At 61.5% G+C, this 13,300-nt stretch carries 13 protein-coding genes; 9 read left to right on the top strand and 4 right to left on the bottom strand.

Annotated features, from left to right (window positions below; all coding sequences use genetic code 11):
- Window positions 1-34: 34 nt before the first annotated feature.
- Complete coding sequence (locus tag WA237_RS08385) at window positions 35-691, bottom strand: response regulator transcription factor (protein WP_336097325.1); 657 nt, start codon at window positions 689-691, stop codon at window positions 35-37.
- A complete protein-coding gene (locus WA237_RS08380) occupies window positions 692-2,116 on the bottom strand; it encodes a cache domain-containing protein (protein ID WP_009815066.1) in 1,425 nt (474 codons plus the stop codon). It abuts the gene before it with no gap.
- A 224-nt stretch (window positions 2,117-2,340) separates the two neighbouring features.
- On the opposite strand from WA237_RS08380, the gene WA237_RS08375 reads away from it, so the two are divergent.
- From WA237_RS08375 to WA237_RS08360, 4 genes are all read left to right on the top strand, one after another.
- Window positions 2,341-3,423 (top strand): TRAP transporter substrate-binding protein, encoded by a 1,083-nt coding sequence (locus tag WA237_RS08375; protein ID WP_009815067.1) that lies wholly within the window; start codon window positions 2,341-2,343, stop codon window positions 3,421-3,423.
- A gap of 104 nt (window positions 3,424-3,527) precedes the next feature.
- Window positions 3,528-4,418 (top strand): TRAP transporter small permease subunit, encoded by an 891-nt coding sequence (locus WA237_RS08370; protein ID WP_009815068.1) that lies wholly within the window; start codon window positions 3,528-3,530, stop codon window positions 4,416-4,418.
- A gap of 15 nt (window positions 4,419-4,433) precedes the next feature.
- Window positions 4,434-6,791 carry a TRAP transporter large permease gene (locus WA237_RS08365; protein WP_336097324.1) on the top strand — a complete coding sequence of 786 codons (2,358 nt, stop codon included), beginning with the start codon at window positions 4,434-4,436 and terminating at the stop codon, window positions 6,789-6,791.
- Window positions 6,792-6,917: 126 nt separating this feature from the next.
- Complete coding sequence (locus tag WA237_RS08360; RefSeq protein WP_336097323.1) at window positions 6,918-7,256, top strand: cupin domain-containing protein; 339 nt, start codon at window positions 6,918-6,920, stop codon at window positions 7,254-7,256.
- Here the strand turns inward: WA237_RS08360 and WA237_RS08355 are convergent.
- On the bottom strand, window positions 7,253-7,711 hold the full coding sequence (locus WA237_RS08355; protein WP_216017170.1) for an Lrp/AsnC family transcriptional regulator: 459 nt from the start codon (window positions 7,709-7,711) through the stop codon (window positions 7,253-7,255). The two genes, WA237_RS08360 and WA237_RS08355, sit on opposite strands and share 4 nt — an antisense overlap.
- Before the next feature lie 117 nt (window positions 7,712-7,828).
- On the opposite strand from WA237_RS08355, the gene WA237_RS08350 reads away from it, so the two are divergent.
- Both WA237_RS08350 and WA237_RS08345 read left to right on the top strand, forming a co-directional pair.
- A complete protein-coding gene (locus tag WA237_RS08350) occupies window positions 7,829-8,032 on the top strand; it encodes a DUF6356 family protein (protein WP_009815072.1) in 204 nt (67 codons plus the stop codon).
- Window positions 8,033-8,157: 125 nt separating this feature from the next.
- Window positions 8,158-8,886, top strand: a complete 729-nt coding sequence (locus WA237_RS08345) for a type 1 glutamine amidotransferase (protein ID WP_336097322.1) — start codon at window positions 8,158-8,160, stop codon at window positions 8,884-8,886.
- Here the strand turns inward: WA237_RS08345 and WA237_RS08340 are convergent, their stop codons facing one another.
- Window positions 8,887-9,561: a FadR/GntR family transcriptional regulator gene (locus WA237_RS08340; RefSeq protein ID WP_336097321.1), complete on the bottom strand. Its 675-nt coding sequence runs from the start codon at window positions 9,559-9,561 to the stop codon at window positions 8,887-8,889. It lies immediately after the preceding gene.
- 355 nt (window positions 9,562-9,916) lie between these two features.
- Here WA237_RS08340 and WA237_RS08335 point away from each other — a divergent pair, with 355 nt between their 5' ends.
- The 3 genes from WA237_RS08335 to WA237_RS08325 all read left to right on the top strand — a co-directional run bounded on the left by WA237_RS08335 (window position 9,917) and on the right by WA237_RS08325 (window position 13,274).
- A complete protein-coding gene (locus tag WA237_RS08335; protein WP_040618130.1) occupies window positions 9,917-11,395 on the top strand; it encodes a glutamine synthetase family protein in 1,479 nt (492 codons plus the stop codon).
- Between the two features lie 143 nt (window positions 11,396-11,538).
- Entirely contained in the window at window positions 11,539-12,417 is an 879-nt protein-coding gene (locus WA237_RS08330; protein ID WP_009815076.1) for a glutamine amidotransferase, read from the top strand.
- On the top strand, window positions 12,405-13,274 hold the full coding sequence (locus tag WA237_RS08325) for a GXGXG motif-containing protein (RefSeq protein ID WP_009815077.1): 870 nt from the start codon (window positions 12,405-12,407) through the stop codon (window positions 13,272-13,274). Before WA237_RS08330 ends, WA237_RS08325 begins: the two co-directional genes overlap by 13 nt.
- Window positions 13,275-13,300: the final 26 nt, after the last annotated feature.

The raw sequence follows: 13,300 nt of genomic DNA, 5'->3' as shown, positions 1-13,300 counted from the left end.
GACGCCTCGCCCCACCGGGCGGGGCGTCCCCGTGTTAGAGGCTCACGCCGGTGCCCTGCAACACGCCATGCTCGAGCGCATAGCGCGTCAGCCCGGCGGTCGAGCTGATGCCGAGCTTGCGCTTGATGTTCTTGCGATGGGTTTCCACCGTGCGCACCGAAATATCGAGCGCCAGCGCCACATCCTTGTTCGATCTCCCTTGCGCCAGCTGCAACAGGATCGTCTGCTCGCGGTTGGTGAGCTGTTCGCGCACCCCGGCACCGCCCTGCGGCTCGAGCGAGCCCTGCGCCCCGGTGCACAGATAGCGCTCGCCGCGCATCACCGCATCGATGGCGAGCTTGATCTCATCCGTCGGCACATCCTTGAGGACATAGCCCATCGCCCCATGGCTCAGCGCCGACGAGATATATTCCGGGCTGTCATGCATGCTCAGGATCAAGATCCGCGTCGCAGGCCGCCGTTCGAGAATGATCTCGGTGGTCGAGAGCCCGCCAATCCCCGGCATGTTGAGATCGAGCAGGATCACATCGGGGGCGAGCTGTGACACCTGGTCGATGATCTGCTGCCCGTCCGACAATGTGGCGACCACTTCGATATCGTCATAGGTCTCGAGGATCGCTTCGACCCCTTCGGCCACCATCGGGTGATCGTCGACGATTACGATGCGGGTGGGCGCGGGCGTTTTTGTCATCTAGGCGTTGACCTTGGTTTCGTGACTGTCATCTTCGGGCGGTAGCATATGCGACAATGGCACGGTGGCTTCAATCACCGTTCCCGCCGAGGATGAGAGAATGCGCAACGTCCCGTCAAGCTGATCGATCCGTTCCTGCATGTTGCGCAGACCGAGCCCGGGGGGCAGTCCGGTGCGGGCGCGCGCCGCTTCGATCCCGAGCCCGTCATCGCTGATCCGCATCGTACCACCGCGCCGATGACCGCGCAAATCTATGGTCACCCGGCTCGCCGAGGCGTGCCGCTCGATATTGGTGAGCGCCTCCTGCGCGATCCGGTAGAGCGCGATCTTGGCCTCGGGGTCGAGCCGGTTGCGAAACACCACCGTGGCAAACTCCGCCGTAATCCCACTGCGCTTGCTGAAATCTTCCGTCAGCGCCTTGAGCGCGGGGCCAAGACCGAGATCGTCGAGCGTGCCGGGCCGCAGATCGCGGCTGATCCGGCGCACCTCCTGGATGGCGCCCGCGAGATGGGTGATCCCCTTGTCGAGATGATCCGCCGCCCGGTCGTCCCCCGCCACCAGCCGCCGCCGCGCCATGTCGAGCGCATAGCGCACCCCGACGAGAAGCTGGCTGATCCCGTCATGCAGCTCGCGCGCGACGCGGCCGCGTTCCTCTTCCTGCGCGTCAAAGACCCGCTGGGTGAGCCGCTTGAGCTTGGCATTGGCGAGCCTGCGCTCGCGAATGGTGATGAAAAGCCCGGAGGTGAAAACCACCAACAGCGCCACAAGGGCAAAACCGCCGATAAAGAGAAAACTGCGCCGCACCCGTTCTTCGACATCGGCCCGCGCCGCCGCCACCGTGGCCAGCACATCGTCGATAAAGACGCCGGTGCCCACCGCCCAGCGCCAATCCTGCAGGCCGATCACATAGGTGACGATCTGCGCCGGTTTGCCGGTCGACGGCTTGACCCATTCATAGCTGTGATAACCGCTGCCCTGTTTCGCCAACCGGATGAGTTCATCGGTGACCGGCACGCCCTCGGGATCGGCGAGCCCCGACCAATTGCGCCCGATGAGATCGGTGTGCCGCGGCGCCACAAGATTATTGCCGTCATAATCAAAGACAAAGAAATAGCCGTCCTGCCCATAGAGCATCGAGGACAGGATCTGGGTCACCGCCAGCTTGGCCGCCTCATCATCGGGGGCGGCGCGACCATAGATATTGATGAAAGAGGTCCGCGCCATGGCGAGATAGTTCTTGAGCTCTTCGCGCTTGGCATGGATGAGCTGGCTTTCCAGCGCGGCAATCTCGCGATCGGCCAGATGGCGCGACTGCAGCGTCGCAAAGACGGCAATCACCACCGCCGCCGCGATAAAGGGCAGGGTGGCGGTCAGAAACAGTTTCTGCCCGTAATTTTGCCAAAGCCGATCAGTTAAACGTCGCATCGCCGAATCGTTACGCGCAATTCGGAACGATTCCTAGAATTTCCGGTGCAGAACTGGGTCATATGCCTAAAGTTAAGGCAGGTTTTAGGTGTATAGTTTCTGTTTATACGCAGTAGTCGGTATTTCCTAAACCGCCGACATTGGCTAGCGTTGAAAGTCTTGTAACGGTCCGCGCGGGTGTGGAGGCACGCGCGCAGAAAACTTATCTGGGAGGGTATATCTTAATGGATCGTCGTTCTTTTCTGACAAAATCCGCGCTGGGCGGGACCGCAGCCGCGGCCTCGACACTGGCCGCACCGGCCTATGCACAGGGCAACCGCACGCTGACCATGGTCACCACCTGGGGCCGGGGTCTGGCAGGCGTGTTCGACGCCGCCCAAAAGGCCGCTGACAACATCAACGCCATGGCCGATGGCCAGCTCACCGTCGACGTCAAGGGCGCGGGCGAGCTTGTCGGCGCGTTCGAAGTCTTCGACGCCGTGACCGCCGGTCAGGCCGACATGTATCACGGCGCCGACTATTATTTCGTCGGTCAGCACCCGGCCTATGCGTTCTTTACCTCGGTGCCCTTTGGCATGACCGCCCAGGAACTCGTCAACTGGTACTACCATGGTGGCGGACAAGAGTTCCACGACGAGCTGGGTCAGATCTTTGGTCTGAAATCCTTCCTCGCGGGCAACACCGGCGCGCAGGCTGGCGGCTGGTTCTCCAAGGAAATCAAAGGCCCCGAAGATTTCAACGGCCTCAAGTTCCGGATGCCCGGCCTCGGTGGCAAGGCGCTCGGCAAGCTCGGCGCAAGCGTCCAGAACCTGCCCGGTGCCGAAGTGTACCAGGCGCTGGCCTCCGGTGCGATTGACGGCACCGAATGGATCGGCCCCTGGGCGGATGAAAAGGCCGGCTTCCAGGAGATCACCAAGATCTACTACACCGCCGGCTTCCACGAGCCGGGCGCTGGTCTCTCGATCGGGATGAACCGCGAAGTCTTTGAAAGCCTCACCCCGGCGCAGCAGAAGATCGTCGAGATCGCCTGTGCCGAGGCGCATCAATGGAACCTCGCACAATTCCTGTCGAACAACTCGGCCGCGCTTGGCCGTCTGCAATCGGCTGGCGTGAAAACCATGGAATTCCCCGACAGCGTCTGGGACGCCTTCGGTGGTGCCGCCGACGCGGTGCATCAGGAAAACATGGGCGACGACATCTACAAACGCGTCTACGACAGCTACATGGCGTCGATGCGGTCGTCCTCGGCCTGGATCGCCAAATCGGACGGTGCCTATTCCAAGCAACGCGACCGCGTGCTCGGCTAAGCCCCACTCTCACCTGTCGGCGGGGCCCGGATTATGCACCGGGCTCCGCCATTGTGCTGTAAGATAAGGTCCATGTTGGACCAAAAAAGGGACATGGGGGAGCGATGCTGGACGCGATCATCTGGTTTTTCCAGAATATCGGCTTGGCCTTCTACAATCTTGCCTATGCAGTGACCCACCCGGGGCTGTGGCTGGATTGGTCAAACAACGAGGCCATCATGCGGGTCGTCTACTATGGCGGCTCGATAGAGTTTTTCTTCGTGGTGTTTACCGCCTTTCTGGTGGTCTCCGCGATCGGGTTCTGGCGCAACAGTTTCATGTGGGGCTGTGTGCGGGTGCTCGAAGGCTTTGCCAATACGGTGGGACGGTTCGCCGCCTGGGCGGGCCTGTTGATGGTGCTGCAACAGATCGTCATCGTCTTCCTGCAACGGGTCTTTGTGCGGCCTGACATCGCCTTTGGCTTTGGCATCCCGCTGCAAATGGACATCAGCTGGTGGTCGGAAGAGCTCAAGCTCTACAACGCGCTCGTCGTTTGCCTCTGCGCCACCTACACCTTTGTCCAAGGCAGCCATGTCCGCGTCGATCTCGTCTATTCGGCGGTGAAATACCGCACCAAGAAGATGATCGACATGATCGGCAGCCTGATCTTCATGATGCCCGCCGCGGTGCTCATGTGGATGTATGGCTGGTACTTCATGTGGCGCCATCTCATCACACCCAAACCCTCGGCCAGCGACACGCTCGACCGGCTCTTGATGAAATCCCGCGCGGTGCGCTGGAACGTCGAGACCATCGGCTTTAGCCCCAACGGGTTCAACGGCTATTTCCTCTTCAAGGTGCTGCTGGTTCTGTTCACCGCCATGGTGTTCCTGCATGCCATCGCCTTCTTCTACCGCTCCTATCTCGAGTGGAAGGAAGGACCCGAGAGCGAAGGCAAATATCTCGACCGCGACACGTTGGGCGCGGGTGAAGAAGCCTATGAAGGCACGCATTAACGAGGGGCGGGACACATGCTTTTTGGACTAGACGGCGTCGAAATCGGCCTGATCATTGTATTTCTGTGCCTTTTCGGTGCGATCCTCTCTGGCTTTCCGGTGGCCTTCTCCATCGGTGGCGCAGGGGTCATCTCTTTCGCGATCATCGCGGCGCTCGACAGCTCGGGCCTGCTGATCCATCAGGCCATCGACACATCGAGCGAGGCCTACCGACAAATCATCGCCTCGGGCGTCAAGCCCGAGACCATATCGGTCTTTCGATACCCGGATTTGCCACGCTATGCCCAACCCGTCTTTGACCGCGGCTGGGAAGTGGCGCTCGACCGGAACGTCTCCTTCATCGTCAACCGGATGAACGAACGGGTGCTCGCGGGCGCCTCGATCGAAACGCTCTTGGCGGTTTTGATGTTCGTGCTGATGGGCATCACGCTCGAACGCTCGAAGATCGCCAATGACCTGCTGACCACCATGGCGCGCGTCTTTGGCCCGCTGCCCGGCGGTCTGGCGGTGTCGGTGGTCGTCGTCGGTGCCTTCCTCGCCGCTTCGACCGGGATCGTCGGCGCCACCGTGGTGACCATGGGCCTCTTGAGCCTGCCCACCATGCTGCGCAACAACTATTCCCCCGAGATTGCCACCGGGGTCATCGCGGCCTCGGGCACCTTGGGGCAGATCATCCCGCCCTCGATCGTGATCGTTCTGCTCGGCACGCTGGCGGGCGATCTCTATTCCGTGGCGCAAGAGGCGCGGGCACAGGAGGTCGGCTGTTCCGACGCGCTCACCTATCTGGGCGAACCGGCAGTCGTTTCCGTCGGCACGCTCTTTCAGGCGGCGCTCTTGCCGGGCATCCTGCTGGCGCTGCTCTACGGGCTCTATGCCTTTGGTTATGCGCTTTTGAACCCGTCCAAGGCCCCGGCGGTCCGGTTCTCCGGTGAACCAGGCACCGAGACCACCACCCGTGGCGAGAAATTCACCTGGTTCGTCGGCGCGCCCGTCGCGCTCATCGTCGGGCTGATGCTCGCCAGCCAGGTCAATATCGTCGGCAGCCAGAGCCTCACCGTCGACACCTTTACCTCGCGTGGCGAAGGCGCCTCCCTGCGCACCAATGTGAGCGCCGAGTGCAAGACGGCGATGATCGACCTCCACGGCCAATCGGCCTGGGATGCGGCCATCGCCGAACAGGCCGAGATCGACGCGGCAGGCGGCGTGCAGGAAAGCACCCGGCTGAGCCCCGAACAGATCGCCGAGGCAAGGCTCGCCAAGATCGACGATGCCGCGCCCATCGGCACCGGCGTCGCCACGATCCTGCTGATCCTGTCGCTGGTTCTGGTCATGGGCCGGGGCATCGCGCCCAGCGCCTCACCGCGGCCTCTGATCATCGGTGGCATCGGGGTGATACTGGCGCTGTTGGCCGATATCCTGCTCATCGGTCCGGCCATGTCCTCGGGGGCCAGCATCCTGATCCTGCTCGTCCCCTATGGTCTCGTGCTCTATGGCGCGGGTCATGCGGCGGGGCGGCTGGCGCAGAACGATCTCATCCGGGTGGTCTTTCCGCCGCTGGTGCTGATCGTCGCGGTGCTGGGCTCGATCCTGGGCGGCATCACCAACCCGACGCCCGCCGCGGCGCTCGGCGCGGGCGGGGCCATCATGCTGGCGGCCTATCGCAAGCTCAAGGACGAGGAACGCTCGGGCAAGATCATCATCTGGGCGACACTGGCCATCGTGCTGGCGATCCTGATCGGCATCAATTTCGACCTGCGCATCAACATCTCTGATGTGACCTTCGAGACATGGGTGGCCTTCTTCTTTGCCAAGGCGGCCTATCTCTTTGCGCTCTTCGGTCTGCTGTTCAGCTGCTGGGTGCTCTTTGCCGGCGGGGTGCTGACCCCGGTGGTGCGCGAGACGGCCAAGGTGACCTCGATGGTCTTTACCATCCTGATCGGGTCGCAGCTTCTCAACCTCGTGGTGATCTCCTTCGGGGGCGAGCATTACATTCAGCAATTCCTGCGCAGTTTCGACAGCGAGTTCCAGGTTTTCCTGATCGTGATGCTGGTGCTCTTCGTGCTCGGCTTCGTGCTCGACTTCCTCGAGATCATCTACATCGTGATCCCGATTGTCGGGCCGGTCATCTATGGCGGCACCTTCGATCCGAAATGGGTGACGATCATGATCGCGGTCAACCTGCAGACCTCCTTCCTCACGCCGCCCTTTGGCTTTGCGCTGTTCTACCTGCGCGGCGTGGCGCCGAAAGAGGTCACCACCGGCCATATCTACCGGGGCGTGGCACCGTTCGTGCTGATCCAGGTGGTGGGGCTGGCGATCCTGTGGTTCTTCCCGGCGATCGTGACCATCGTGCCGGCGCTGATCCCGAACTGATCGGGGTCGCGCCCAGAGATGGGGCCAGAGTTGCGGCCAGAGCTGCAACCAGAGATAAGGGCAGGGGCCGGTCGCAGGACCGGCCCTTTTCCATGAGGACCCCCTGAGCGAAGGAAGGAAGCCCGCATGTCCATCTCCCGCGACACGGCCCCGCATTACATCTGGGGCGCTGCCTGCGATGGCTGGCATCTGGTCGCGGGCGCGGATCTCTCGGTGATCGAGGAACGAATGCCGCCCGGTACGTCCGAGACCCGCCACAGCCATGCGCGGGCCCGGCAATTCTTCTATGTGCTGGGCGGCGCGCTCACCCTCGAACGGGACGGCAAGCGCCATGTGCTGAGCCAAGGGCAGGGGATCGAGATCGCCCCCGGCACGCCGCATCAGGCGCTGAACGAAGGCGATGCGGACGCGGTCTTTCTGGTGATCTCCAGCCCCCGCGCGCAAACCGACCGGCAGCCCGCCTAGAGCGGCAGCTCGGTCGTGTCCTTGATCTCTTCCATCACGAAACTGGCCGAGACATCGCCCATCGGCACCCGCGCGATGAGCCGCTGATAGAGCCGGTCGTAATCCTTCATATCCGCCACCCGCGCCCGGATGAGATAATCGAGATCGCCGGTCATCCGGTAGACGCTCTGGATTTCCGGCATCGCCTTGGTGGCCCGGGCAAAGGCGCTGAGCCATTCCGCATCATGCCGCTCGGCCCGGATCTGCATGAAGACGGTGAGGCCGAGGCCCAACCGGTCGGGATCAAGCAGCGCCACCCGGCCGAGAATCACCCCCGCCTCGTCGAGCGCCCGGATGCGCCGCCAGCAGGCATTGCGCGACAGCCCCACCTTGTCGCCCAGCGCATCGAGACCGATCGCCGCGTCACGTTGCAAAATGGCGAGGATACGCCGGTCTGTGTCATCAATTTTCACCATGACCGACTATATGCGTTGAAAATATCCCATGAGTCACGCATTTTTCGCAATCATTGGGAAAATCTCACCTCCCTCGCGCGGTATCTTGGAGGAAATCGCATCACAGGAGGCAAACCCATGATCACCCGCATTTTCCTCGCCCATCCCCGCAGCGTCGATGAGACCTATCTGCAACATGCCCGTTTTGCCGGGCTCTTTGCGCTCACGCTCTTCGCGGCGGCTTTTGCCGCGCTGATCCACGCGATCATCCCCGCCGCCTTTGAAAAGACCGCAAGCCGCATCATCACCCGGCTCTATGAGCGCATCCACAACCGCGGCTGAAGCGGCAAAACCTCCACAGTCGCTTTACCGCCGCGATACCGACGTGTCACCGACATGCCATTTCCGGGGCTTGCGCGGCGGCCCGCGCCCTGCTTAGGCTAAGGTCCGACAAGGAGGAGCGCCCCATGAAGCTACTGGTACTGCTGCACGAAGACACCGACCGCCCCGGCGTGTTTCATGAGTTTCTGGACGAGGACGGGCACAGCTATGACCCGGTCCATATGCACCGCAACACGCCCCTCCCGAGCCTCGATGGCTATGACGCGCTCTGGGTCATGGGCGGGCCGCAGAACACCTGGGAAACCGAGCAATATCCGTGGCTTGTGGCGGAAAAGGCGCTGATCCGCGAGGCCGTCGAACAGCGCGGATTGCCGTTCCTTGGCATCTGTCTCGGGCATCAATTGCTGGCCGAGGCGCTGGGCGGCGAGGTCGGCCCCGCCACCACGCCCGAGATCGGCGTTTTCGACGTACAGCTCACCGAAGCGGGGGCCACCGGCGTGTTCTTCGACGGGGTCACCGAACGCTTTCCGGTGCTCCACTGGCACAGCGCCGAGGTCCACAAACTCCCCCAAGGCGCCCAAGTCCTCGCCACCGCCCCCGCCTGCGCCGTCCAGGCAATGCGTTGGGGAACAAGGGCTTTTTCGACGCAGTTTCACCTCGAGGCCGACGAGGACACGATCACCCGCTGGATGGGGCAGCCCGATGGCGTGGCGGCTCTGGTCGACACGCTCGGCAGCGACGGACCGGCCCGCTATGAGGCCGCCGCGCGCGACCGGATGAGCACGCTCAACGAGACGGCAGAACGGCTTTATATCAACTGGTTGCAATGCGCGGCGCAGGCCGTGCCGGCCTGATCACGCATCCGCCGCCCGCATCAAAGACACCCGCGCGGTTTCGAGATGGACCTTCATCGCATTCGCAGCCTCTTCCGGTTCCCGGCTGCGGATCGCGGTGAGGATGCGGCGATGTTGCTCGTTATATTTACGAATAATTGACGGCTCTAGCGTCACATGGCGCATGCGGGTCCAATCATCCATCGAGCGTACCGCGTTGATCTGACCGATCACCCAGATCAACAGGTTGTTGCGCGAAGATTTGGCCAGCGCGTGATGAAAGGCGGTATCGGCCTCGGAAAAGGCGACGGGATCATGCTCGGCGCGTTCCATCCGTTCGCATTGCCGGGCCATTTCCTCGAAATCGGTCTGTCGGCCCTGCAGGACGCTCAACCGGCACAGATGCGGTTCGAGCGCGAAACGCGCGTCGATAAGTTCAAGCGGGTTGGCATGTTCCAGCGCCTCGATGGTCTCTGTGCCTTTTTGGTAGGTCACATAGGTGCCGCTGCCCGCCCGCGTCTGGATCAGCCCTTCGCGTTCCAGCTGGGACAGCGCATCGCGCAGCGTGTTGCGCGCCACGCCATGGGTTTCGGCCATCTGGCGTGAGGCAGGCAATCGCTCATGCTGCCGGTAGATTCCCTTGATGATATCGCGCCGGATCAGTGATGCCACATCCGCAGAGCCCAGTTTTGCCATGAAACCTCCTTACAAACTGATCCGTAGATGAACCAATTGACGGCATTTGTCCAGAAACCGGGCTTCATTGGTTCAAAAAACTTGCTTGAAAAATCGATTCGTCCCTAACGTCAACCACAGCAGGGTCCGGGCTCATTCTCCCGGAGCCAGCGAATTAAGAGCTTAACGGTAACAATCGGTGCTTTTGCAGGGCGTATCGCCTCATGACCACAGGTCAGGGTTGAACGGAAAGCAGGGCCAAAATCGAAAGGCGAACAAGATAGGGCCTAAACCAGGTCTGAACCAAAATAGTCCCAGCAATTCAAAAAGACGCGGCACCAAAGATCGCGGACCCGACCAGCAAGGAGAGACAGACGTGGCTGAAACAGACCTCGAAAGATTCGTCGAAGCGCCAGGGCGTGACGAAAAGATCAAAGAAGTCCGTAAGATGATCGATGCCAAGGGGATCGAATATCTTTACCTCCAATTCGTTTCCGTAACCGGCAAGATCATGGGCAAAGGCATCCCGGCAGATCACTGGGAAAGCGTTGCCAAGAAAGGGTTCCAACTGGTCTACGGGGCCACGGTGAACCTCTTTACCAACCGCGCCGGTGAATATCTGGGCTATGGGCCCGAAGCGGCCGAGCTGATCGGCATTCCCGAGCCAGAAACCTTCATGCAGCTGCCTTGGGCGCCGACCATCGGCCGGTTCTACTGCACGCTCTTCCGCAACCGCGAGGAAAAGGAAAACCCGGGCGGCTATCTGACCTCGGATTGCCGCGGCAACCTGCGCCGCATGCATGATGATTTCGAGAAGAAACACGGCCGCCGCCTGCGCATCGGCACCGAGCCCGAAATGATGTGGCTCAAATTCGATGAAAACGGCAAGCCGCGCGACGGCTATTCCAAACCCTATTGCTATCACATTGATCAATTTGAGAGCCTGCGCCCGGTATCGATGCAGGTGATCCGCTATGCCCGTCAGATGGGGCTCGACATGATCCAGGGCGACCACGAGGATGCGCCCGGCCAGCTCGAATTGAACTGGATGTTCGACGACGTGCTGCGCAATGCAGACCGGCTCACCACCTATCGCCAGATCTGCGCCCAGGTGGCGCGGGAGAACGGGATTTTCGCCTGTTTCATGACCAAACCCTTCATGGGCGTGTCGGCCTCGGGCTGTCACCACAACATGAGCCTGTGGCGCGGTGGCGAGGATGAGTTCGTCAAATGCGGCAACGATCCGGATGATCTGCCGGGCATGGCCGAAAACTACATGTATGTGCGCGGCGGTGAAAACACCTTTATGCCTGATGACGACGATCCGCAAATGCCCGGCAAGGAAGGGCTCGAGGCGATCGGCGGGGTGGTGCATCACCTGCAGGCGCTGACGGCAGTGGGCTGTTCCACCGTTAACTCCTATCGCCGGCTCTGGGACACCGGGTTCTGGGCACCGGTCTTTGCCGACTGGGGCTTTCAGAACCGCACCACGGGTCTGCGCGTCTCGGCCCCGGGGCGGTTCGAATACCGCTCGGTCGACAGCATGGTGAACCCCTATCTCATGGGCACCACCTTGCTCGCGGCGATGGATGACGGGATCGACAATCAGCTCGACCCCGGCGCGCCCGAAGAGCGCAACATCTATGCCGCCATCAAGGCCGGCAAAGAGGTCAAGAAGCTGCCGATGAGCCTCGGTGAGGCGCTCGAGTTCCTGAAAAACAGCGAGGTGGTCCGGCGCGGCATGCCCGGTGAGATGTACCGCCTCTATGACGAGTACAAACAGGACGAGTACGCACGGTTCATGTCCACGGTCACCGATTGGGACAAGGATACCTATATGGAGTGCCTGCCCTAAGGCGCCCCGAAAAACTGAGCGAAGGCAGGGTGTTACACCCGCCTTCACCCATCAACGCAACCTGGAACGAAGGAGGCGCATTCAAGATGTGCGGGATTGCAGGATTGATACATAAGGGCAAAAGCAGCTCGGTCGGGTCAGAGATGACCGCCATGCTGCAGGCGCTCAAACACCGGGGGCCGGACAGCACCGGCTATGCGGTCTACGGCGAACCGACAGAGGGCGACTATATCATGCGCCTCAAGGTGGCCGAGGCCGAAGACATGGACCGGGGCCGGGGCATCCATCAGGTGATCAAGGACCGGATCACCGAGGTGGAAACCATCCTCGCGGAACATGGCGCCAAGGTGAAATCGAAATCAGCGCCGCGGGAATATTCGCTGCGCTATGTGCTGACCCATTCCGGTGACACCGGCGAGATGGCGTCACATATCGAAGAGACCGAAGGGGTCGAGATCCTCAGCATGGGCAACGGGCTCGAGCTGATCAAGGATCTGGGCGACGCGAGCGTTGTGTCCGAGGCCTATGGGCTCAATGATTTCAAGGGCACGCATGGCATCGGCCACACCCGGATGGCCACGGAATCGGATGTGGATATCAAATCCGCGCACCCGTATTGGGCCTTTCCTTATAATGACGTGAGCGTCGTCCATAACGGCCAGATCACCAACTACTGGATCATGCGCCGCGAGATGGAGCGCAAGGGCCATCGCTTCATGTCGAACTGCGACAGCGAGCTTTTGGCGGTCTACACGGCGCATAACCTCGCCAATGGCGTGTCGCTGGAGGAAAGCCTGCGCAATTCGATCAACGAGATCGACGGTGTCTTCACCTACCTGGTGGCGACCAAGGATCAGCTCGGCATGGCCAAGGACACGATGGCCGCGAAACCGCTGGTTCTCTACGAGAGCGATGATCTCATCGCCATGGCATCCGAAGAGGTGGCGATCCGCGCGATCCTGCCCGAGGAAATCGACACATATGATCCCTATGATGAGGAGGTTCGGGTATGGCAGGCGTAAGCGACGCAGAGCTCAAGACCATGAGCCAGGACGAGCGCGCCAAGGCGCTCGGCATGACCACCGAACAGCTGACGGGCAAATCGCTCTATGTCGAGTTCGACCCAGACGCCGAAGAGCGCTTTACCTATCCTTGGGCGCCCGAGGTGGATTTCAACAAGCGGACCGAGATCGACACGGATGACATGACCTCGACCCAGGTCAACAGCCGCATCCGGTCGCTGATGGCCGAAGGCTATGGCACGATCGTGCTCAAGAACCCGCGCGGCAAGCACAGCCTTGGCGTCGGTATCCTGAGCAAGCTCAACCTGATCATCGAAGGTTCGACCGGCTATTTCGGCGTGGGGCTTCTCGATGGGCCGAATGTGCGCATCACCGGCCGCGTCGGCTGGTCCTGCGGCGAGAACATGATGTCCGGCACGGTTCTGGTGGAAAAGAACGCAGGTTCGACCTTTGGCGCGGCGATCCGGGGCGGTGATCTCGTCTGTCGCGGTTCGGTGGGCTCGCGGACGGGGATCGACCAGAAGGGCGGCACGATCATCGTCGGTGGCGACACCGGCGCGCTCTCGGGCTTTATGATGCAGCGGGGCCGGATGGTGGTCTGCGGCAATGCCGGCAAGAACCTGGGCGACTCGATGTATGACGGCACGATTTTCGTGGGCGGAGACATCAAATCGCTCGGCGTCGATGCGGTCGAGGCCGAGCTGACCGAGCTCGACAAGAAATGGCTCACCCGCAAGCTCACCCAATATGGGTTGATGCCGGACAAGGGTGTGGATCATTTCACCAAGATCGTCGCGGGCAAACAGCTCTGGAACTACGACAATCTCGAACCCTCCGAGAAGAAACTCATTCTGTGATGGCTGGCGCGCGCCCGGGTGTCACC

The sequence above is a fragment of the Roseovarius sp. CH_XMU1461 genome (assembly GCF_037027165.1).
Classification (GTDB): Bacteria; Pseudomonadota; Alphaproteobacteria; order Rhodobacterales; family Rhodobacteraceae; genus Roseovarius; species Roseovarius nubinhibens.
The sequence above is the reverse complement of the archived record's forward strand: the minus strand, read 5'-3'. Positions and strand labels throughout refer to the sequence as shown.